General features: G+C 73.7%; 16 protein-coding genes and 1 pseudogene. 4 read left to right on the top strand and 13 right to left on the bottom strand.

What is annotated here, in order from left to right; translation table 11 throughout:
* Window positions 1–2: 2 nt before the first annotated feature.
* The 13 genes and pseudogenes from K1J50_RS03595 to K1J50_RS03535 all read right to left on the bottom strand — a co-directional run bounded on the left by K1J50_RS03595 (window position 3) and on the right by K1J50_RS03535 (window position 13,886).
* Window positions 3–917, bottom strand: coding sequence for a carbohydrate ABC transporter permease (locus K1J50_RS03595; protein ID WP_220116072.1), 915 nt, complete (start codon window positions 915–917; stop codon window positions 3–5).
* Window positions 910–1,866, bottom strand: coding sequence for a carbohydrate ABC transporter permease (locus K1J50_RS03590; protein WP_220116071.1), 957 nt, complete (start codon window positions 1,864–1,866; stop codon window positions 910–912). Before K1J50_RS03590 ends, K1J50_RS03595 begins: the two co-directional genes overlap by 8 nt.
* 52 nt (window positions 1,867–1,918) lie before the next feature.
* Complete coding sequence (locus K1J50_RS03585; RefSeq protein ID WP_220116070.1) at window positions 1,919–3,247, bottom strand: ABC transporter substrate-binding protein; 1,329 nt, start codon at window positions 3,245–3,247, stop codon at window positions 1,919–1,921.
* Between the two features lie 29 nt (window positions 3,248–3,276).
* On the bottom strand, window positions 3,277–4,341 hold the full coding sequence (locus K1J50_RS03580; RefSeq protein WP_220116069.1) for an ABC transporter ATP-binding protein: 1,065 nt from the start codon (window positions 4,339–4,341) through the stop codon (window positions 3,277–3,279).
* A gap of 12 nt (window positions 4,342–4,353) precedes the next feature.
* Window positions 4,354–5,997 (bottom strand): annotated as a pseudogene (locus K1J50_RS03575) (thiamine pyrophosphate-requiring protein); the annotation flags it as partial.
* Between the two features lie 85 nt (window positions 5,998–6,082).
* Window positions 6,083–7,771, bottom strand: a complete 1,689-nt coding sequence (locus K1J50_RS03570) for a thiamine pyrophosphate-binding protein (protein WP_220116067.1) — start codon at window positions 7,769–7,771, stop codon at window positions 6,083–6,085.
* A 69-nt stretch (window positions 7,772–7,840) separates the two neighbouring features.
* Window positions 7,841–8,272 (bottom strand): alternative ribosome rescue aminoacyl-tRNA hydrolase ArfB, encoded by a 432-nt coding sequence (gene arfB, locus K1J50_RS03565; protein WP_220116066.1) that lies wholly within the window; start codon window positions 8,270–8,272, stop codon window positions 7,841–7,843.
* Between the two features lie 9 nt (window positions 8,273–8,281).
* Entirely contained in the window at window positions 8,282–9,721 is a 1,440-nt protein-coding gene (rfaE1, locus tag K1J50_RS03560) for a D-glycero-beta-D-manno-heptose-7-phosphate kinase (RefSeq protein ID WP_220116171.1), read from the bottom strand.
* Window positions 9,722–9,871: 150 nt separating this feature from the next.
* A complete protein-coding gene (locus K1J50_RS03555) occupies window positions 9,872–10,798 on the bottom strand; it encodes an NAD(P)-dependent oxidoreductase (protein WP_220116065.1) in 927 nt (308 codons plus the stop codon).
* Window positions 10,799–10,869: 71 nt separating this feature from the next.
* Window positions 10,870–11,805, bottom strand: coding sequence for an SAM-dependent methyltransferase (locus tag K1J50_RS03550; protein WP_220116064.1), 936 nt, complete (start codon window positions 11,803–11,805; stop codon window positions 10,870–10,872).
* 17 nt (window positions 11,806–11,822) lie between these two features.
* Complete coding sequence (locus K1J50_RS03545; protein WP_220116063.1) at window positions 11,823–12,185, bottom strand: DUF423 domain-containing protein; 363 nt, start codon at window positions 12,183–12,185, stop codon at window positions 11,823–11,825.
* Window positions 12,186–12,277: 92 nt separating this feature from the next.
* Entirely contained in the window at window positions 12,278–13,045 is a 768-nt protein-coding gene (gene nfi / locus K1J50_RS03540; protein WP_220116062.1) for a deoxyribonuclease V, read from the bottom strand.
* 166 nt (window positions 13,046–13,211) lie between these two features.
* Window positions 13,212–13,886, bottom strand: coding sequence for a response regulator transcription factor (locus K1J50_RS03535; RefSeq protein ID WP_220116061.1), 675 nt, complete (start codon window positions 13,884–13,886; stop codon window positions 13,212–13,214).
* 211 nt (window positions 13,887–14,097) lie between these two features.
* Between K1J50_RS03535 and K1J50_RS03530 the strand changes: the two genes are divergently transcribed.
* From K1J50_RS03530 to K1J50_RS03515, 4 genes are all read left to right on the top strand, one after another.
* Window positions 14,098–15,513, top strand: a complete 1,416-nt coding sequence (locus K1J50_RS03530) for a sensor histidine kinase (RefSeq protein WP_220116060.1) — start codon at window positions 14,098–14,100, stop codon at window positions 15,511–15,513.
* A gap of 264 nt (window positions 15,514–15,777) precedes the next feature.
* Window positions 15,778–16,992, top strand: a complete 1,215-nt coding sequence (locus tag K1J50_RS03525; protein WP_220116059.1) for an efflux RND transporter periplasmic adaptor subunit — start codon at window positions 15,778–15,780, stop codon at window positions 16,990–16,992.
* Between the two features lie 79 nt (window positions 16,993–17,071).
* Window positions 17,072–20,239, top strand: coding sequence for an efflux RND transporter permease subunit (locus K1J50_RS03520; protein ID WP_220116058.1), 3,168 nt, complete (start codon window positions 17,072–17,074; stop codon window positions 20,237–20,239).
* A 173-nt stretch (window positions 20,240–20,412) separates the two neighbouring features.
* On the top strand, window positions 20,413–21,699 hold the full coding sequence (locus K1J50_RS03515; RefSeq protein WP_220116057.1) for a TolC family protein: 1,287 nt from the start codon (window positions 20,413–20,415) through the stop codon (window positions 21,697–21,699).
* Window positions 21,700–21,925 lie beyond the last annotated feature (226 nt).

Below are 21,925 nucleotides of genomic sequence, written 5' to 3'. Positions count from 1 at the left end.
CCTCACTCCTTCACCGCGCCGGTCAGGGAGGAGACGTAGTAGTCCACGAAGAAGGAGTAGAAGATCGCCACCGGCAGCGACCCCAGCAGCGAGCCCGCCATCAGCGCCCCCCACTGGTACACGTCGCCCGAGACCAGCTCGGTCAGGATCGAGACCGGAACGGTCTTGTTCTCGCTGCTCTGGATGAAGGCGAGGGCGTAGATGAACTCGTTCCAGGACAGGGTGAAGGAGAAGATGCCGGCCGAGATCAGGCCGGGCACGGCGAGCGGCAGCGTGATGCGGCGCAGGATCTGCAGCCGCGTCGCGCCGTCGATCAGCGCGCACTCCTCGAGCTCGTAGGGGATGGACTTGAAGTAGCCGATCAGCAGCCAGGTGCAGAACGGGACGAGGAAGGTGGGGTAGGTCAGGATCAGCGCCAGCGGGCTGTCGAACAGGCCGAGCTGGTGCACCATCGTCGCCAGCGGGATGAACAGGATCGAGGGCGGCACGAGATAGGCGAGATAGATGGCGAGCCCGACATAGGTGCTGCCGCGGAAGCGCAGCCGCTGCACCGCGTAGGCGGCGAGCACGCTGGCGAACAGCGAGAGGAACGTGGCGCAGACCGCCACCGTCATCGTCGTCAGCAGCCAGCGCGGATAGGCCGTCTCGAACAGCAGCTTGCGGACGTGGTCGAGCGTCGGCGAGTGGATCCAGAACGGGTTGTAGGTCTTGTAGTCGTAGAGCTCCGCGTTCGGCTTGAACGCCGTCACCGCCATCCAGTAGAAGGGGAAGAGCAGGACGAAGACGAAAACCGCGAGCGGCAGGTAGAGCACCACCACGCGCCGCGCCCGGCTGTCCCAGCTCAGCAGTTCCGGCTTGTCGGCGGTGGGGGCGCGGGCGCTGTCCGCGCCCGAGGCGGCGGCGAGGGCGTCAGTCATTGCTCTCTCCCTGCTGCCACTTGCGCCGCGCCAGCGCGAAGTAGCTGAACAGCGTCGCGAAGACGAGGAAGGGGATCATCGAGACCGCGATCGCCGCGCCCTCCGCCAGCTCCTGCCCGGCGATGCCGCGCTGGAAGGCGAGGGTGGCCATGAGGTGCGTCGAGTTGACGGGGCCGCCGCGGGTGATGGCGTAGACGAGCTGGAAGTCGGTGAAGGTGAAGATGATCGAGAAGGTCATCACGATGGCGAGGATCGGCATCAGCAGCGGCACGGTGATGCGCGTGAAGCGCTGCCAGGGGGTGGCGCCGTCGAGCAGCGCCGCCTCGTAGAGCGAGGGCGAGATGGTCTGCAGCCCGGCTAGCAGGCAGATCGCCACGAACGGGATGCCGCGCCAGATGTTGGCCGCGATCAGCGAGAACCGCGCCGGCCAGGTGGAGCCGAGGAAGTCGAAGTAGCGCTCGCGCAGGCCGAGCACGTCCACGAAGACGTAGGAGATGATCGAGAACTGGGGATCGTAGATCCACCAGAAGGCGATCGCCGAGAGCACGGTCGGCACGATCCAGGGCATCAGGATGATGGCGCGGATCAGGCTCTTGAACGGCAGGTGGTTGTTGAGCAGCAGCGCCAGCCATAGCCCGAGGGCGAACTTCCCGACCGTCGCGACGGCGGTGTAGAAGACGCTGTAGAACACCGCCGACCAGAAGGTCGGGTCCTCCATCAGGTACGCGAAGTTCTCGAGCCCGACCCAGCGCCCGCTGCGGCCGATCTTGGTGTCGGTGAAGGCGAGCCAGACGCCGAGGCCGAGGGGGTAGGTCAGGAACACCGTCAGCAGCCCGACCGCGGGCAGCAGGCAGACGACGATCAGGAACGGCTTCCAGTCGAACAGGCGCGCGAGCCAGCCCGGCTGCGGGCGGGTGTGGCTCCAGCTCGGCGCGGCGGTGACGGACATCCCATCCTCCCGGCCGGGGCGAGACGCGCCGCGCGCGCCTCGCCCCGCACGCTCAGCGGTAGATGCGGCGGGCGCGGCGCTCGGCCTCCCGCGCCGCCTGTTCCGGTGTTGCTTGGCCGGAGGCCACCGAGGCGTACATCTGCACCATGATGTACTCCGAGTTCACGGTGCCCGAGGCCGCCGTGATCGGTCCCTTGTAGCCGCTCCAGAACGGATGGTTCATGCCGTCGCGGTAGGGGCCGAGCTTGGGGTCGGAGTCCCACACCGCGCTCCGGCTGTAGGCCCTGAGCGGGTGCGACCAGTAGCCGAGGCAGCCGGTCAGCCAGCGGTCGTACTGCTCCGCCTCCAGCATGAACTGGATGAAAGCCTTGGCGGCGTTGGGGAAGCGCGTGTGGCGGAACACCATCGCGTTGAGGATGGTGGCCGATTGCGGCGGCTGGCTGACGCGGCCGCGCGGCAGCGGCGCGTGGTCGGTGTCCTCGGCGATGGCGCGCGTGTTCGGATCGTTCTTGAGTGCGTAGTAGAGGGAGATACCGTTCGCCGTCAGCCAGCACTCCTGCGCCGCGTAGGCCCGGTTGTTGGCCGGGTCGAGCCAGGAGAGCGTGCCCGGGACGAAGGTCTGGTAGAGCTCCTTCACGTAGCGCAGCGCCTCGATCGTCTCGCGGCTGTTGATCGCGACCTTGCCGTCCTCGTCCACCAGATAGGCGCCGTGCGCCCATGTCATCCAGTTGGCGAAGCCGTTGCCGTCGCCCACCGCGTTGCCGAGCGCGAAGCCGGCCGGCTTGTTGAGGCGCTTGAGCGCCTGGCACAGCCGCAGGAATTCGCCGAGGTCGTCGGGGATGGACTGGAACCCGGCCTCGCGCACCGCCGAGATGCGATAGACGATGGGGCCGGTGGTGCCGCCGAAGGGGATGCCGATCCAGTTGTTGGTGCCGTGGCGCTTGCCGTACTTCTCGGACAGGAACATCCACCCGCCGTAGCGGCGGCCGAGGTATTCCGCGACGTCCGACAGCTCGATCAGCTTGTCGGCGTAGATGTGCGGGTCGTCGCCCCAGCCGAGCACGACGTCGGCGCCGGTGCCGGTGTTCGCCATCACCGCGGTCTGGGGGCGGATGTCCTCCCAGCCGACGAAGTCGATCCGCACCGGAACGTTGAACTGCTGGCTGAACTTCTGCGCGTTCTCGCGGAAGATCACCTCGTCCGGCTCGACGAAGCGCGCCGGGCGGATGACGCGGAGCTGCGCGCCGCTCTCGATCGGCAGCCGCGGCGCCGGGACGTCCTGGCGCGGGATCGCCTGGGCGAGGCTCTCGCCCGCGAATGCCGCCGCGAGCGCGCCGGCGCCGAGGCCGATCGCCTCGCGCCTCGTGTAGCGGTTGGCCATGTGCTTGTTCCTCCCTAGCGGGTGATGGTCTAGAGCCGCCGGCCGGTCTCCCGGTCGAACAGGTGCACGAGCGCGGGGTCCGGCAGCACCGGCAGTACCTCGCCCGGCCGGGCGGCGATCCGCTCGCGGAAAGCGCCGACGAGCGAGGCGCCGCCGACGCGGAGCAGCACCTGCGTCTCCGAGCCGGTGGGCTCGACCACCTGCACGGTGGCGGGGATGCCCTCGCCGGGGGCGAGGCGGACGTGCTCGGGCCGCACGCCGTAGATGATCGGCCCGGCGGGCGCCGCGCCGCCCTGGCCGTTCGCCGGCGGCAGGGGCCAGGCCGTGCCGTCCGCCGAGCGGAAGGCGCCGTCCTCGACCCGTCCCTCGATCATGTTCATCGCCGGCGAGCCGATGAAGCCGGCGACGAACAGGTTCGCCGGCCGGTCGTACAGCTCGAGCGGCGGGCCGATCTGCTCCACATGGCCGCTGTTCATCACCACGATCTTGTCGGCCATGGTCATGGCCTCGATCTGGTCGTGCGTGACATAGACGGTGGTGGTGTTGAGCCGCATCTGCAGCTCGCGGATCTCGGCGCGCATCTGCACGCGCAGCTTGGCGTCGAGGTTGGACAGCGGCTCGTCGAACAGGAACACCTGCGGGTTGCGCACGATCGCGCGCCCCATCGCCACGCGCTGGCGCTGCCCGCCGGAGAGCTGGCGCGGATAGCGGTGCAGCAGCCCCTCGAGCCCCAGGATGCGGGCCGCGCGGCCGACCTCGGCCTCGATCACCTGCTTCGGCGCCTTGGCGAGCGACAGCGAGAAGGCCATGTTGTCCCGCACCGTCATGTGCGGGTAGAGCGCGTAGTTCTGGAATACCATCGCGATGTCGCGGTCCTTGGGCGGGACGTTGTTCACGACCCGCCCGCCGATCGCGATCTCGCCCGAGGTGATGTTCTCGAGCCCCGCGATCATGCGCAGCAGCGTGGACTTGCCGCAGCCCGAGGGACCCACCAGGACCACGAACTCGCCGTCCGCGATCTCCACGCTCACGCCGTGCAGCACCTCCGTGCTGCCGAAGCTCTTGCGGACGTTACGGATCGAGACGCTCGCCACCGCCTTCGCTCCTCACCAGACCGGCCGGGCGACTTCCGTCTCCTTCGAGGTGATGAACTCGAGCAGCACCGGCACGCCCTCCTGCGTCTTGCGGATGCCGCGCCGGATCGCCGGCACGATGTCCTCCGGCCGCTCGACTCGCTCGCCGTAGCCGCCGAAGGCGCGCGCCATCGCCGCGTAGTCGCCGGTGATGTCGGTCGCGCGGTACTTCTCGGTGCTGATCGGCATCACCTTCAGCTCGATCGCCATGGAGAAGTTGTTGAGGAGGACGGACATGATCGGGATGCGCTCGCGCACCGCCGTCTCGAAGTCCATCCCCGTGAAGCCGATCGCCGCGTCGCCCCAGACGTTGATGCAGAGCTTCTCCGGCGCCGCGAGCTTCGCGCCCATCGCCAGCCCCAGCCCGTAGCCGAGCTGCGTCGTCTTGCCCCATCCGAGGTAGGAGAGCGGGGTGCGGCTGACCCAGAAGGGCGAGAGCTGGTCGCGCGGCGAGCCGGCGTCGTGGGTGATGATGGTGTTGTCCACGTCGACCGTGTTCCACAGGTCGCGCAGCACCCGGTAGGGATTGAGCGGCACCGAATCGGAATCGCGCTTCGCCCGCCACGCCGCGAGCCAGGGCTCGCGCACCGCCTGGATCTCCGCCGCCACCTTGGAGGGATCGCGCCTCTCCCTGATCCGCCCCTTCAGCTCGGCGAGCAGCATATCGAGCGTCAGCGCCGCATCGCCCACCAGGCCGAGCTCGATCGGGATGTCCTTGCCGAGATGGTTGGGGTCGAGCGTCGCCTGGATGATCCGCTTCCCCGCCGGCATGGCGATGCCGAAGTTGGTGGTGGTGAAGCTGCAGCCGACGCCGAGGATCAGGTCGGCGTTCTTGAGGAAGTGCGGCACCGGCGCCGGCACCGCGAGCCCGCCCGAGCCGAGCGCGAGCGGATGGTCCTCCGGGAAGCTCGACTTGCCGCCGAGGCTCGTCGTCACCGGCGCGGCCAGCAGCTCCGCCAGCGCGCGAAGCTGCGGCCAGGCCCGCGCCCAGTGCACGCCGGTGCCGGCGTAGATCACCGGCCGCTTCGCCGCGGCGAGCATCGCCGCGGCGCGCGCCACGTCCTGCGGGTCCGGCGCGTAACGGGCCAGCGGCACCGGCCGGTAGTCGAGCGGCTCCGGCACCTCCTCGTTCCACATGTCGTTCGGGATCTCGACCAGGCACGGCCCGCCGCGGCCGTTGCGCATCCGCGCGAAGGCGCGGCGCAGGATGTTCGGCACCTCGGCCGCCAGCGTGATCGGCTCGGCCGACTTGGTGAAGCTCCGCATCGAGGCGACGGAGTTGAAGTTCGGCTCGATGTGCGCGAGGCGGCGCGGATAGCCCATCGGCACCACCAGCACCGGCACGCTCTCGGCGAAGCACTGCGCCACGCCGCCCATGGCGTTCTCCGCGCCCGGGCCGTGCTGCATCACGAACACGCCGGGCTTGCGGCCGGAGGTCACGCGCGACTGCGCGTCGGCCATGTGCAGGCCGACGCGCTCCTGGCGCACGACGACCGGGCGGATGTCGGCCGCCGCCGCGTGCTCCAGCATGTGGTTCACCGGGTAGCCGGCGATCCATTCCACGCCCTCGCGCTTCAGGATCTCCGCGATCGCCGTCCCGAGCTTCATCCCCGGCTCCTCCCTCGGCGCGGCGCGCCGCTGTACGTTCCCTCGCTTCGGACCCTAACCGGCCGGCCGCAAACCGGCAACACGGTCCGCCCGCTCAGCCGCCCCTGGCGGCCCGCGCGTAGAGGCCCATGGTGCTGTAGGGCGGATAGGGCGGGATCTCGCCGATCGCCTGCATGTCCACCTCGACCAGGGCGGGGCCGCGGACGGCGAGCGCCTGCGCCACGGTCGCGCCGAAGGCGGCGGCCTCGGCGACGCGGAAGAAGGGCATCCCCGCCAGCGCGGCGAGCGGCTCGAGCCGCGGCAGCTCCGGGTCGGCGGCGAAGTGCCGCCCGTCCGCCATCGCGTTCTGGATCACCTTGATGATCCCGTAGCCGCGGTCGTTCATCACGATGATGACCAGCTCCGCCCGCTCCTGCGCCGCCGTCCACAGCTCCGCCAGGTTCACCGCGAAGCCGCCGTCGCCCGTCATCACCACCGTCTTGCGCCCCTCCGGCGCCGCGGCGAGCGCGGCGCCGATGCCGAACGGCAGGCCGGGCCCGATCGCGGCGCCCACCGGATGCACCGAATCGCGCGGGCCGAGCACCGGGAAGATGCGATTGCCCCAGGTGGTGTGGCTGATCGTCACGTCGCGCACGAAGACCGCATCGCGCGGCATCGCCCGGCGCAGCTGCCAGGGGAAGTCGGCATAGGGACCGAGGCCCGCGCAGTATTCCGCCACCGCGCGCCGCTTCGTCTCCCGGAACTCCGCGGCGAAGGCCGGGTCCGGCGCCAGGCGCCCCATCAGCCGCCGCGCCAGCCCCTCCATCACCAGCGCCGCGTCGCCGTGCACGAACAGCGCGCTCGGGTAGGTGCGGCCGTTGGCGCGGGGGTCGATGTCGGCGTGCACCAGCGTCCGCGGCAGCTTCACCGACAGCTCCGCCGTCTCGTGCGCGCGCAGGCGCGAGCCGACGACCAGCATCGCGTCCACGGTCTGGTAGAATTCCTGGATGCGCGGCGCGCCGTTGCCGTTCAACCCGCCGAAGGTCATCGGGTGGTCCTCGGGCACGATGCCGCGCCCGTTCCAGGAATTCACCGCGCCGAAGCCGAGCTCGAGCAGCATCATCGCCTGCGCCCGCGCGTGCCTCGCGCCATTGCCGAGCCAGACCATCGGCCGCTTCGCCTTGGCGAAGATCGCCGCTGCCTCGTCCAGCGCCGCCTCGTCCGGCGCCAGCGGCGCAGGGATCGGCAGCTTCAGGCGGTCGAGCCCGGCCGGCCGCCCGATCGGGGCGCGCTGCAGGTCGATCGGGATCTCGACGCTCACCGGCCCGGCCGGGGAGGTGAGCGCCTCGGCCGCCGCGCGCGTCAGGATGCCGAAGGCCTCCCCCGCCGCCCGCACCCGGTAGGCCGCCTTGCAGACGCTCGCGAGCATCGCCGTCTGCCCCGGCACGTCGTGCACCGAGCCCGTGTCGCGGTCGAGGAAGCGGGTCGGCGTCTGGCCGGTGATGTGCAGCAGCGGCGAGCCGGCGAAGCGCGCCTCGACCAGCGCCGGCACCGCGTTCGCCGCGCCCGGGCCGGTCGAGGTGATCAGCACGCCGAGTCCGCCCGAGACGCGCGCGTAGGCGTCCGCCATGTGCCCGCCGCCCATCTCGCCGCGCGGGGCGACGAAGCGGATCGCGTTGCGCCGGCCGATCGCGTCGAGCATGGGGATGTTGTGCACCGAGACGATGCCGAAGGCGGTGGTCACGCCGCAGGCGTGCAGGAACTCGGCCACCAGGTCGGCGACGGTGTAGTTGCTGCTGCTCACGCTTCCGGCCCTCCCGCGGATCGGCGCGAGTGTGCCACGAAGCGGCGGCGCGGGAAGGGGGCGGGTGCCCTATTCCTCCGCCGCGCGGCCGGCGCGCAGCCGCTTGAGCGCGCCGCGCCGGGCCTTGGCCTCCAGCCGCCGCCGCCGCGCCGCGCGGCTCGGCCGGGTCGGGCGGCGCGGCGGGGGCGGCGGCTCCGCCGCCTGCCGGATCAGCGCGGCCAGCCGCTCCAGTGCCTCGGCGCGGTTGCGTTCCTGCGTGCGGTGGCGCCGCGCGGTGATGACCAGCACGCCCTCGCGCGTCATCCGCCGCCCGGCGAGCCGCGCCAGCCGCTCGCGCACCGCCTCCGGCAGCGAGGGCGAGCGCGCCGCGTCGAAGCGGAGCTGCACCGCCGTCTCCAGCTTGTTCACGTTCTGCCCGCCGGGGCCGGAGGCGCGCAGGAAGCTCTCCTCCACCTCCGATTCGTCGAGGACGATCGCGTCGCTGACGCGGATGCCGGGCATGCCGGCGCGCTACCCCCGGATCCGCGCCACCGTCGCCGTCGTGCTCTGGCCCGGGAGCAGCTCGGCGAGCTTCACCTGCCCGCCGTATTCCTGCACCAGGTCCCCGCCCACCACCTGGTCGAGCGTGTAGTCCGCACCCTTGACCAGCACGTCCGGGCGCAGCTGGCGGATCAGCTCGAGCGGCGTGTCCTCGTCGAACACCGTCACCAGGTCGACGCTGGCGAGCGAGGCGAGCACCGCCGCGCGCGCCGCCTCGCCCTGGATCGGCCGCGCCGGGCCCTTCAGCCGCTTCACGCTGGCGTCGGAATTGAGGCCGACCACCAGCCGGTCGCACCAGCTCCGCGCCTGCTCCAGCAGGTGCACGTGGCCCGGGTGCAGCAGGTCGAAGCAGCCGTTGGTGAAGCCGATGCGCCAGCCGCGCCGGCGCCAGCGCTCCACCTGCTCGGCGGCGGCGGCACGGGAGACGACCTTGCGCAGCGCCCCGCGCTCGGCGGAGAGCGCCTCCAGGATCTCCTCCTCGCGCGCCACGGCGGTGCCGACCTTGCCGACCACGATGCCCGCGGCGATGTTGGCGAGCCGCGCCGCCACCGGCAGCGGCAGGCCGACCGCGAGCCCGGCCGAGACCACCGCCAGCACCGTGTCGCCGGCGCCGGAGACGTCGTGCACCTCCGCCGCCTCGGCCGGGAGGTGGCGCACCGTGCCGTCCTCGTCCAGCAGCGTCATCCCGTCCTCGCTCCGCGTGACGAGGACGGCGCCGAAGCCGTGCGCGGCGCGCAGCGCCTCGGCGGCGGCGACGATCGCGGCCTCGCTGTCCACCGGCATGCCGGTGGCGTCGCGCAGCTCGGCGCGGTTCGGCGTGATCAGGTCGGCGCCGGCGTAGCGGGCGTAGTCCCGCCCCTTCGGATCCACCACGACCTTGCGGCCGGCGGCGCGCGCCGCGGCGATCAATTGGCGGGGCGTGTCCCCCGCCAGCACCCCCTTGCCGTAGTCCGAGAGCGCCATCACCGCCGTCGCCGCCACCGCGTCGGAGGCGATGCGCACCAGCCGCTCCGCGAGGCGCGGATGCACCGGGCCGACGACCTCGTGATCGGTGCGGAGCAGGTGCTGGCCGTTGGCGATGAAGCGGGTCTTGGTGGTCGTCGCCCGCCCGCCCTGCACCAGCAGCCAGGGCTCGACCCCCGGCTGGCCGCCGATCAGTCCGGTGAGGTCCGCCCCCGCCTGGTCGTCCCCCACCACCGAGACGAAGGCGACCGCCCCGCCGAGCGCGGTGAGGTTGCGCACCACGTTGCCGGCGCCGCCCGGCATCGCCACCTCGCGCTCCACCGTCAGCACCGGCACGGGCGCCTCGGGCGAGACCCGGCCGACCGTGCCGTAGACGTAGCGATCGAGCATCGCGTCCCCGACCACGAGCACGGAGGCGCGGCGCAACTGGCGCGCCGCCTCCGCCATTTCGGCGGTGGGGATCTCGGGGAGCGGCCGGTCGTCGGCCGGCGCGGGGGCATGCATCGGACCCGCCCTAGCGCAACCGACGCGTGTCGCGCAAGGCGGCCGGGGCGGGCGCGAGGCGGATCGCCGCCCGGCCGGGCCGGCCGCGGCGCCTCAGCGCGCCGCCGCCTCCCGCGCGATGCGGCGGCAGTGGTCGAGCGCGGCGCCGATCAGGTTGTCCGTCGCCTCCGGCGTGCGGAAGGCGGCATGACTCGCCAGCACCACGTTCGGCAGGCGCGTCAGCGGGTGGCCGGGCGGCAGCGGCTCCTCCGCGAACACGTCGAGCCCGGCGGCGCCGAGCCGCCCGGAGGCCAGCGCCTCGACCAGCGCCGCCTCGTCCACCAGCGCGCCGCGCGCGGTGTTGACCAGGATCGCCCCGGGCCGCATGCGCGCGATCCGCGCGCGCGAGAGGAAGCCGCGCGTCTCGTCGTTGAGCAGCAGGTGCAGCGAGACGACGTCGCTCTCGCCGAGCAGCGTGTCGAGGTCGGTCATCGCCACGCCCGGCGGCGGCGCCTTCGGCGTGCGGTTCCAGGCCAGCACCCGCATGCCGATCCCGGCGCAGAGCCGCGCCATCTCCGTCCCGATCCCGCCGAGCCCGATCAGCCCGGCGGTCTTGCCGGTGAGCTGCCGTCCCTCCGGCCGCGGCCAGCCGCCGGCGACGACCGCGCGGTGCATCTCGCCAAGGCCGCGCGCCGCGGCCCACATCAGCGCGAAGGCCATCTCGGCCACCGCGGTGTCGCCGTAGCCCTTGACGGTGTGCACCTGCACGCCGAGCGCGGCGAGCTCCTCCGGGTTCATGTAGCTGCGCGCGCCGGTGCCGAGGAAGACGATGTGCCGGAGATCCGGCATCCGCCGCACGATCCCGGTCGGGAATTGGGTGTGGTCGTCGATCGCGATCTCGGCGCCGGCGAGCAGGGCGGGCAGATCCTCCGGCCGGATGTCGGGGTCGCGGTGGATCGCGACCGGGATGTCGTCGGGCCGGCGCAGCCGCTCCATCACGTCGCCGAGCGAGGGGGTGGCATCCACGAAGACGGCGCGCATCGGGGGCGTCCTGGGGCTGAGGGGAGAGGGGCGGATGGTATCGCGGCCCGCCGCCGGCGCGTCCAGCCTCCTCAGGCCGGGGCGAGGCGCGCGAAGGTCAGCTCGTGCCGGTTGTGCGCGCCGTGGAACAGCACCGCGCCGGGGATGGCCGCGAATTCCGCGGCGATGGCGTGGTCCGTCGGTCCCTGGAACTTCACCGTGCAGACCAGGTGCCGCGCCTTGCCCGCCGCGATCCAGCGCCGCACCAGGGCGAGCAGCCGCGCCGGGTAGCAGACCACGTCGCTGAACAGCCAGTCCACCGGCGGCTCGCGCCGCGGATCGAGCGCGAAGGCGCTCTCCGCCCGCACCGTCACCTCCGGCAGCGCCGCCACGGCCGGGTCGAGCGGCGCCTTGTCCACCGCCACCACCCGCGCGCCGAGCTTCGCCAGCGCCCAGCTCCACCCGCCCGGCGCCGCGCCGAGGTCGAGGCAGGTCTCGCCCGGCAAGGGCCGGCGCCCGAGCCGCGTCAGCGCCTCCCACAGCTTGAGATAGGCGCGCGAGGGCGGGCCGGTGCGGTCCTCGACGAAGCGCACCGCGCCGTTGACGAAGGGGCTGGTCTTGGCCGGCGAGGCCAGCATCAGGTCGGGCGCGAGCAGGGTGAAGGCGCCGAGCGGCGCCGTGGGGGCGGGTTCCGGGAACACGAGCGGGCGCGCCTTCACCGGCGGCAGCGCCGCCGCGATCAGCGCCGCGCGGCGATGGTGCGCGGCGGAATAGAGCGACCAGTTGCGCTGCAGCGCGCGCAGCGCCGCCGCGGCGGCCTTGATCGAGGGCGCCGGGACCAGCCGGGGCGCGGTCCACACGTCGAGCGCCCAGGCGGCCGCACCGGGCGGATCGGGCGAGAGGGCGAGGCGGCCGTGCCAGGCGGCGATGCGCCGCCCCGTGCGCGCCAGCTCCTCGGCCAGCTCGGCCTCGAACCCCTCGGCGGCCAGCCAGGCGCTGGCGATGCCCTCCGGCAGCGCCTTCCCCATGCAGCCGCCGCGGCGGGTCAGCGCCGGACGACGGCGGCCAGGAGCAGCACCCACCCCGCCATCAGCATCGCGCCGCCATAGGGGGCGAAGCGCGCGACGCCGGCCACGCCGAACGCCCCGCCGTAGACCGCGCCGCAGAACACCAGCACGCCGAGCACGAACGCGGCGCCGGCAAGGTTCACCGCGCCGCCGCGCCCCTCGGCGAGCAGCCCGGTGGCGAGCAGCGCCAGGGCGTGCCAGCCCTGGATCGTCAGCGCGTTCTGCACCGCGGCGAGCCGCGCCGCGCCGATCCGCTGCGCCAGCCCGTGCGCCGCCCAGGCGGAGAGGGCGACGGCGGCGAGGCCGAACAGGGCGCCGAAGGCGAGCCAGAGCCGGTGCATGGGAGGCTGGATAGCGCGGCGCGGCGGTCTCGCGCCAGCGTCGCCGCGCCCCCGTCCCGGGTGGCGGCCGGTGCCTGCCGCGCGCCGGCCCCTCAGCCCGGCCGCTCGCCGCGCCGCACCCGGTTCGCGGCGCGGTGCGCGAGCCGCGTCGGCTCCGGCAGGCGATAGCCGCGCCCCGCGCAGGCGCGCAGCACCCAGGCGACCGCGCCCTCGAGCGAGACGCGGTGCCCGACCGAGACATAGACCGGCCTGGCCCGTGCCCGCGTCCGCAGCGCCACCCCGATGACGCGGCCGCGCCAGACCAGGTTCGCCCGCGCGCCGGGCGCGGGTCCGACTTCCTCCTCCGGCGCGCCGACCAGCACGGACTTCGCCACGCCGATGGTCGGCACGTCCAGCAGCACGCCGAAATGCGAGGCGATGCCGAGGCCGCGCGGATGCGCCACGCCGTGCCCGTCCACCATCACCAGATCGGGCCTGGGGTCGAGCCGCGCCCAGGCGGCAAGCAGGGTCGGCACCTCGCGGAAGCCGAGGAAGCCGGGAATGTAGGGGAAGGCGGCGATGCCGGTCGCCCCGGCCTCGGCCAGCGGCGCGAGGGTGGCGGCGTCGAGCGTGACGAGCGCGGCGTGGACGCGCCCTTCGGGATCGAAGCGCTCGGCGCTGGTGTCGGCGCCGCCGAGGCGCGCGACCGGGCCGTGCGCGTCCTCGGCGATGACGCGCTCGGCCATGGCGCGCTGCGCGGCGCGCGCGGCGTCGAGGTCCGGCGGGTGGATCCACTCGGGCGGAACGCCGCGGAGGGCGGCGCGGATCGTCGCCGAATCGTCCGCCGCTGGTCCACGCGCCTGGTGGAATGGCTTCCGCATTGCGGGCATCCTCGCCTTTGCCGCACCGGGTCGCAACGCACCGGGAGGGCCGTCGCCCCCAGGCCGCAATCCGCCGACGGCGTGCCCGCCGGCGGCGGCGCCGGATGGCCGTGCGGCGATCGCCCGTCCCCGCCGTGCCGGCATCATCCGCCGGCCGGAGGGGCGGTCAGTCCACCGCCCGCAGCCGGTAGCCGACGCCACGCACGGTCTCGATCGAGACCCCGGCCCGCATGTCCTCCATCCGCCGGCGCAGGCGGTGGACATAGACTTCGACCGCGTTGCTGCCGATGCCGCGCTCGAAGCTGTCGAGCCGCTCCTCGAGCGCCTCCTTGCCCAGCGGGCGCGGCATGGCCTGCAACAGGTGTTCGAGCAGCAGGCGCTCGCGCGGCGGCGGGTCGAAGGGAACGCCGCCGATCGTCACCGCGCGCGAGATCGGATCGTATTCCAGCCGGCCGACGAGGATCGGGCCACGGCGGCCGCCCCGCATCCGCCGCACCGCGGCGTTCAGCCGGGCGACCAGTTCCTCCAATGCGACCGGCTTGACCAGATAGTCATCGGCGCCGCGGTTCAACCCCTCGACCCGCTCGGGCAGTCCGCCGCGCGCGGTCAGCACCAGGATGGCCGGGGGCGGCGCCGCGTCGCGCAGCGCGCGCAGCATGTCGAGCCCGTCGCCATCGGGCAGGCCGCGGTCGAGCAGCACCGCATCGAACTGGTGCGTCCGGCAGGCGGCGATCGCGGCGTCGAGGCTGTCCACCACGTCGGCCGTCCATCCCGCCCGGCGCAGCCCGGTGACGAGGAGGCCGGCCAGGCGGTCGTTGTCTTCGACCAGCAGCGCGCGCATCGGATCTTCCAGGATTGCCAGTCGTGCCCCGAGCCCGGCAGGGCGCCGCCCTGCACCGCGCCGGGGCCCGAACCCGCGGGCGACGCGGGCTCTGTCAGGCCATATAGAGCCTGGCGGGACGGATGCGCAGGGGGGGCGCCCCGCGGCGTGCCGTGGGGCAGGAGGGCGCGCCGCGGGACGTTCCTCGCCGCATCGTGTATGGAGGCGCGCCATGCGGCTCTCGCCACGCTCTCTCCTCGGGCGGCTCACCGCGACCTTCGCGGCGATCGCCGCGGCGGCGATCCTGCTCGGCGCTTGGCTCCTGAATCGCGAGCTGGTCGGCACCGTGCACTCGATTCACGAGGTGACCCTGCAGGCCATGGCCGAACCGCTCACCGAGCGGCTCCGCGCCGATGGGGTCCGCGCCCTCGCCGGCCTCGCCCCGGCCCAGCCGGGGCCGGCGGCGCAGCTTGCCGGCCTGCGCAGCAGCTTCCGCTACGTCGTCCTGACCCCCGCGGGCGAGGTGCTCGTCGCCTCGGTCCACGCGCAGCCGGGTCTGCCGCGGCACGACCTGCTGGGACGGGAGGAGGCCAGCTTCGATGTCCAGGACGGCGGCGGTCTCCACCTCTGGGGCCTGTCGCGCACGGTGCAGACCCCCGACGGGCCGCTGGTGCTCCAGGTGGCGCAGGACATGACGAGCGTCTTCGCCGTGCTCGACGACGTGCCGCGGGCCGTCTTCTGGCCATTGGTCTCGCTGCTGGTGGCAGGCGCGGCGCTGCTGTTCCTCGCCAACCTCGGCATCGCCCTGCTGCTGCTGCGCCCCCTGCGTCGGGCGGCGGCGGAGGCCGCCGCGATCCGCCCGGGCGAGGCGCGCAGGATCGGCGAGCGCGGGATCCCGACCGAAGTGCGGCCGCTGATCCGGGCGGTGAACGCCGCGCTCGACCGGCTGGACGAGGCCTTCGCGCGGCAGCGCCGGTTCAGCCAGGACGTGGCGCACGAGCTGCGCACGCCGCTGGCGATCCTGACCACCGAGGTGGACCTGCTGGAGGACCGGGCCGTTGCCGAGCGGCTGCGGCGCGATCTCGACGGCCTGGCGCGGCTGGTGGCGCAGCTCCTCGAGGCGGCCGAGGCCGCGCCGCGCCTGCCCGACCGGCTGTTCGACCTCGCGCAGGTCTGCGCTACCACGGCGCAGGCGCTGGCGCCGGCCGCGGCGGCGGCAGGGCGCTCGATCACGCTGGGCGGCGAGCCCGGTCCGGTCTGGGTGCGCGGCGATCCGGATGCGCTTGGCCGCGCGGTGCGGAATCTGCTCGAGAATGCGCTCACCCACACCCCTCCCGGCACGGCGGTGGAGCTGCGGCTGCGCGCCTCGCCTCCCACGGTCGAGGTGGCCGACCGCGGCCCGGGCATCCCGGAGGCCCAGCGCGCCCTGGTCTTCGCGCGGTTCTGGCGCGCCGACCGCGGCCGCCGGGGCGGGGCCGGGATCGGCCTCTCGATCGTGTCCGAGATCGCGGCCCTGCACGGCGGCGCGGTGGAGATCCGGGACAATGAAGGCGGCGGGGCGGTCTTCGCCCTGACATTGCCCGCCGCCCCCGCCCGGACGCCGCAGCGAGATAAACGAAGTTTAACCGGGAGCGAAAGGCCGATGTAAGCGCGATGTAAGGCGGGGCAGGGCAGGAACGGCGCCGAGTGACGGCTTGCCCGGCCGGGCCCTCCCCCACAGGGCGCCCGGGCGGGCGGTTGCGTGTCCGTACCGGATGTTTGCATGACGTTGATCGAGTCTCCGCAGCCCGCGCCGGCCGAGGCCACCGCCTGCACCCCCCTGACCGGCGAGGGAAGCGTCGTTCCGCCGGCGGCCCCGGCCTCCCCGGCGCTCCCGGACCGGCGTCGCCGCTTTCGCTCCCGCGGCTGGATCGTGGTCCTCGCTGCCCTGGTCCTGGCGACCGGCGCGGCGGCGGTCGGCTATCTCGGGTGGCAGGACCGGGCGGTGTCCCGGCCGACCCAGACGGCGACGGCCACGCCCCAGCCGCCGCCGGGCGGGCAGCCGGGCGCGTTCCGGCTGAGCGAGAGCGAGGTCCGCAGCCTGCGCATCGCGCCGGTCGCGCTGCACGACTTCCGCGACGAGCGCGTCGCGGAAGGACGCATCGCCTACAACGAGGACCGGTCCACCCCGGTCTTCTCGCCGTATTCCGGCCGGGTCGTGCGGCTCCTCGCCGCGATCGGCCAGACCGTCGCGGCGGGCACGCCGCTGTTCGAGATCGAGACCACCGACCTGGTGCAGGCCTCCAACGACCTGCTGGCCGCGGTGGACGCGGTGGCCAAGGCGCGCACCACGCTCGACCTCGCCCGCCGCAACGAGCAGCGCCAGCGCGAGCTGTTCCAGGCCCGCGCCGCCGCCCGGCGCGACTGGGAGCAGGCCCAGGCCGACGCCGCCAACGCCGCGGCCGATCTGCGCGTGGCGGAGACGGCGCTCGCCGCGGCGCGCGACCGGATGCGCGTGCTCGGCCGCTCGCCGGAGCAGGTCGCCGCGGTCGAGGCGACGCGGCGGGTGGACGCGGTCGTGGCGGTCACGGCGCCGATCGGCGGCACCGTGGTGCAGCGCCGGATCGGGCCGGGGCAGTGGCTGACCGGCGGCGCCGGCGACCCCGCCTACGTCATCGCCGACCTCTCGACCATGTGGCTCGTCGCCGCCGTGCGCGAGATGGACGCGCCGCTGGTGCGCGTCGGCCAGGAGGTGGAGGTGACGGTCAACGCGCTGCCCGACCGGCGCTTCTCCGCCCGCATCACCTCCGTCGGGGCGGCGATCGACCCGAACACGCGCCGCCTCGCCGTGCGGGCGGAGGTGCGGGATCCCGACGGGCTGCTCAAGCCGGAGATGTTCGCGAGCTTCCGCATCGTCCTCGGCGAGCCGCGCGAGAGCCCCGCCGTGCCCGCGGGCGCGGTGATCCACCGCGGGGCCGAGACCGGCGTCTGGGTCGCGCTGCCCGACGGGCAGAGCTTCGCCTACCGGCCCGTCGTCCTCGGCATGCGCTCCGGCTCCCTGTGGGAGGTGACGGAGGGCCTCGCCGCGGGCGAGCGCATCGTGACCGGCGGCGCCCTGTTCATCGACCGCGCCGCGCAGGTGGACTGAGAAGGGGCCGTCCGGCCCCGTCGCGACGGCCGGCCGAGGCCCCCGCTGAAGCGCTCCGAGATCCCGGGCCCGCTCCGCCATGCGCCACATCGTCGCCCTCGCCCTGACACGGCGGCCGCTCGTGCTGCTGCTGTTCGGCCTGTTCCTGCTCGCGGGCTTCGTCGGATTCCGCCAGCTCAACATCGAGGCCTACCCGGACCCGGTGCCGCCCACCGTCGTCGTCATCACCCAGAACCCGGGCCAGAGCGCGGAGGAGATCGAGCGCTACATCACCATCCCCATCGAGGTGGCGATGGCCGGACTGCCGAACGTGACGACGGTGCGCTCGACGAGCCTCTTCGGCCTCTCGGACGTGCGGGTGCAGTTCACCTTCGCCTACACCTACCAGGAGGCGCTGCAGCAGGTGCTGAACCGGCTCGGCCAGCTCTCCGGCCTGCCGGACGGGGTGCAGCCCGGCATCTCGCCCTCCTCGCCGATCGGCGAGATCATGCGCTACCGCCTGGTCGGGCCGCCGGGCTTCTCGCTGACCGACCTCAAGACGCTCAACGACTGGGTGCTGGACCGGCGGTTCAAGCGCGTGCCGGGGGTGATCGACGTGACGACCTTCGGCGGCACGACGAAGGCCTACACGGTGCAGGTGGACCTCCGGCGCCTGGCCGCCTACGGCCTGCCGATCTCGCGCGTGGTGGAGGCGGTGCGCAACGCCAGCACCAATGTCGGCGCCGGGACGCTGAACGTCGGCCCGCAATCGGTCGTGGTGCAGGGAATCGGGCTGATCCGCGACCTCGACGACATCCGCAACACCGTCATCGGCTCGCGCGAGGGTGTCCCGGTGCTGGTCTCCGACGTGGCGCGGGTCGAGGTGGGCCACCTGCCGCGCCTCGGCATCGCCGGGCACGAGACCGACGACGACGTGGTGCTCGGCGTGGTGCTGATGCGCCGCGGCGAGCAGACCATCCCCACCATCCGCGGCGTGCAGCGGGAGGTGGAGCGGATCAACGCCGGCGGCGTGCTGCCGCCCGGGGTGCGGATCGTCCCGCTCTACGACCGCGAGGACCTGGTCAAGGTCACGACCCGGACGGTGGTGCACAACATCATCGAGGGGGTGCTGCTGATCCTGGTGATCCAGTACCTGTTCCTCGGCGACCTGCGCGGCGCGGTGGTGATCGCCGCGACCATCCCCTTCGCCTTCTTCTTCGCCATCCTGCTGATGCTGGCGCGCGGCGAGAGCGCCAACCTGCTCTCGCTCGGCGCCCTCGACTTCGGCCTGCTGGTGGACGCGACCGTGATCATGGTCGAGAACATCTTCCGCCACCTGCACGAGCACCGCCACCGCGCCCGCCACTACCCGCACGCGCACGCCGAGGAGGGGCCGGGCGGGGTGCTGCGCATCGTGCTGCGCGCGGCGAGCGAGGTGGACAAGGCGATCTTCTTCTCGGCGCTGATCATCATCGCCGCCTTCATCCCGCTGTTCACCCTGGGCGGCATCGAGGGGCGGATCTTCGGCCCGATGTCCAAGACCTACGCCTACGCCATCGTCGGCGCGCTGATCGCCACCTTCACCGTCACCCCCGCCCTCGCCGCGACCCTCTTCGGCGAGAACACGCGCGAGCGCGACACCTTCCTCGTGCGCGCGCTGCGCTTCGGCTACCGCCACGCCTACGCGTTCGGCATGCGCCACCGCGGGGTCGTCCTCGGCATCGCCGGCAGCCTGCTGGCCGTCGCCTTCACCGTCTTCACCCGGCTCGGCGCGGAGTTCCTGCCGACGCTCGAGGAGGGGAGCATCTGGCTGCGCGCCACCATGCCGGCCACCATCTCCCTCGAGGAGAGCAACCCGGTGGTCAACCGCATCCGCCGCACGGTGATGGAGTTCCCGGAGGTCATCACCGTCACGAGCCAGCACGGGCGCCCGGACGACGGCACCGACAGCGCGGGGTTCTTCAATGCCGAGTTCTTCGTCCCGCTGCGGCCGCAGGCGGAATGGCGCACCGCGCGCGACAAGGACGGGCTGATCGCCGCGATGCAGGCCCGCCTGCGCCGCGAGTTCTTCGGCGTGGACTTCAGCTTCTCGCAGACGATCTCGGACAACGTCCAGGAGGCCGCCTCCGGCGTGAAGGGCGCCAACGCGGTGAAGGTGATCGGCCCCGACCTCGACGTGCTGACCCGGATCGCCGAGCAGGTGCGCCGCCAGGTCGCGCAGGTGCGCGGGGTGGAGGACCTCGCCGTTCTGCAGAGCCTCGGCCAGCCGACGCTCGCCATCCGCGTGGACCGCGCCCGCGCCGCGCGCTACGGGCTGACCGTCTCCGACGTCACCACCCAGATCGCCGCCGCGATCGGCGGGCAGGAGGCGGGCCGGGTCTACGAGGCGGGCGCCGACCGCAACTTCCCGATCATCGTGCGCCTCGCCGCCGACTACCGCAGCAGCATCGAGGCCATCGAGCGCATGCCGGTCGGCGGCCCGGACGGCGCGGTGCTGCGCGACGTGGCCGAGGTGCGGCTCGTCACCGGCCCCTCCTACATCTACCGGGAGGAGGCGTCGCGCTACATCCCGGTCCGCTTCTCGATCCGCGGCCGCGACCCCGCCGGGGCGGTGGGCGAGGCGCAGCAGCGCGTGGCGGCGCACGTGGATCTGCCGCCGGGCTACCGCCTCGAATGGGTGGGCGAGTTCCGCAACCTCCAGGACGCGATCCGGCGGCTGACGCGGATCGTGCCGGTGGCGCTCGGGCTGATCGCCGTGCTGCTCTACGTCTCCTTCGGGCGGTTGCGCGAGACCCTGATCGTGCTCGGCATGCTGCCGCTGTCGCTCGTCGGGGGCATCCTCGCGCTCTGGGCGGCGGAGCTGCACTTCAGCGTGCCGGCGGCGATCGGATTCCTCGCCCTGTTCGGCATCACGGTGATGGAGGCGATCATCTTCCTGTCCTACTTCGCCCAGTTGCGCGAGCAGGAGAGCCTGGGCTGGAGCGATGCCCTGCGGCGCGCCGGCATGGACCGGCTGCGCCCCGTGATGATGACCTGCTTCGCCTCGTTCTGCGGCCTGCTGCCGATGGCGATGGCCTCGGGCATCGGCGCGGACGTGCAGAAGCCGCTCGCCATCGTCGTGGTCGGCGGCATCGGGCTGGTGCCGATGTTCATCCTGCTGGTGCTGCCGGCGCTGGTGGACCTGCTCTCCCGCCCGCGCGCGGCGAACGAGGCGGCGGAGGAGGACGATGCCGCAGCCGGAAGCCGGCCGTCGGGGGTCCCGGCGTGAGCGCCGCCCTGTCGGCGCGGCGCGCCGTGGCGGCGGCGCCGCGCAGGGCACTGTGCGTGGCTGCGGCGATGCTTTCCGTCGCCGGACCGGCCGCCGGGCAGCCGGCGGGAGCGGCCGCGCCGGGAGCGGCGGCACCGGCGACGCTTCCCGCGCCTGCCGCCCGTCCGCGCGAGGTGACACTCGACGAGGCCGAGCGCCTCCTGGTCGAGCGCAACCTCGCCCTCGTCGCCGCGCGCCGCGGCGTGGACGCGGCGCGCGCGCAGCGTCTCGTCGCCGCCAGCCCGCCGCCGCCGCAGGTCAGCGTCGGCAACACGGCCGGCCAGGTGAGCGAGTTCGGCGGCCGGTTCTCCGGCTGGCGGCTCGTCTCCCCCACGAACAACATCACCCTTGGCCTCTCCGTCGTCGTCGAGCGCGGCGGCAAGCGCGAGCTGCGCACCCGCTTCGCCGACGAGCAGATCGGCGTCGCCGAGGCGCAGGTGCTCGAGACCGTGCGCGGCCAAGTGTTCCAGTTGCGCCAGGCGTTCCTGAACGCGCTGCTGGCGCGCGCGAACCTGGACGTGGCGCTGTCGAACCGCGCCTCGCTCGACCGCACCGAGGCGCTGCTGCGCCGGCAGGTGCAGGCGGGCCAGATCCCGGAGGGCGACCTGGTCCGCTTCCAGGCGAGCCGGCCGGCCTTCGAGGCCGAGGCCGCCGCGGCGGCCCAGAACTACGCCGCCGCCGCAGCGGCGCTTGCGGCGCTGCTCGCCGAGGACGCGGCGGCGGCGCCCGGCGTGCCGCCGGCCGTTCCCGTGCGGGCGCCGCGCGCCGGCACGCTCGCGCCGGTGGCGATCGTGCCGCGCGGCCGGCTCGACGTGAGCGCCGAGGCGGGCGTGACGCGCGAGCAGCTTGCGGAGGCGGCGGAGCGCCGGCCCGATGTCGTCATGGCGCTGCGCAGCGCCGCGGCCGCGGCGGCGAACCGCGCGCTCGCCGAGGCGGGGCGGGCGCGGGACGTCACGCTCAACGGCAGCCTCACCCGCAGCCGCCTGCCGCAGGACCTGACCGGCATGGCGACGGCGAGCGACCAGCTCGGCCTGTCCGTCTCCATCCCGATCTTCACCGCCCGCATCGTCGAGGGGAACATCGGCGTCGCCGCCGCGCAGCAGGCGCAGGCCGAGGCGCAGGCGCGCGCCGCACTGCTCGCCGCGCGCGCGGACGTCGCGACCGCCTGGGCGGCCTGGGAGCAGGCGCGCGCGCTGCGCGCGCTCTACGACAGCGGCGCGCTGCGCCGGGCCGAGGAGGCCTACGCCATCGCCGAGCGCGCCTACCTCGCCGGCGGGCGCTCGCTGATCGAGGTGCTGGACGCGCTGCGCACGCGGAACGCGACGCGAGTGGCGGCGAACCAGGCGCGCCAGGCGGCGCTGCTCGCGCTCGCCACGCTCGAGCAGGCGAGCGGCGTCAGCGGGCTGATGCCGCGGCCCTAGAGCCGTTTCCGCCCGGCTGTGCCCGCGGCGACGGCTCCGGCGCGTTGTCTGTCGAGCGGATTCGCGCTTCCGGCCGTTGCCAGCCGCCCGCGATCCGCGCTAGGTCCTGAACCCAAACTGCTGGACGCGACGGGCTGGGATCTGATTCAAGTTCCCTGCTGGACGGGAGCTTGGCATGTCGCGGTTCGATCTGAGTGAGGCGGAATGGCGGATCATCGAGCCTCTG

Origin of the sequence: Caldovatus aquaticus (assembly GCF_019458025.1) — a bacterium.
GTDB lineage: Bacteria > Pseudomonadota > Alphaproteobacteria > Acetobacterales > Acetobacteraceae > Caldovatus > Caldovatus aquaticus.
The sequence above is the reverse complement of the archived record's forward strand: the minus strand, read 5'-3'. Positions and strand labels throughout refer to the sequence as shown.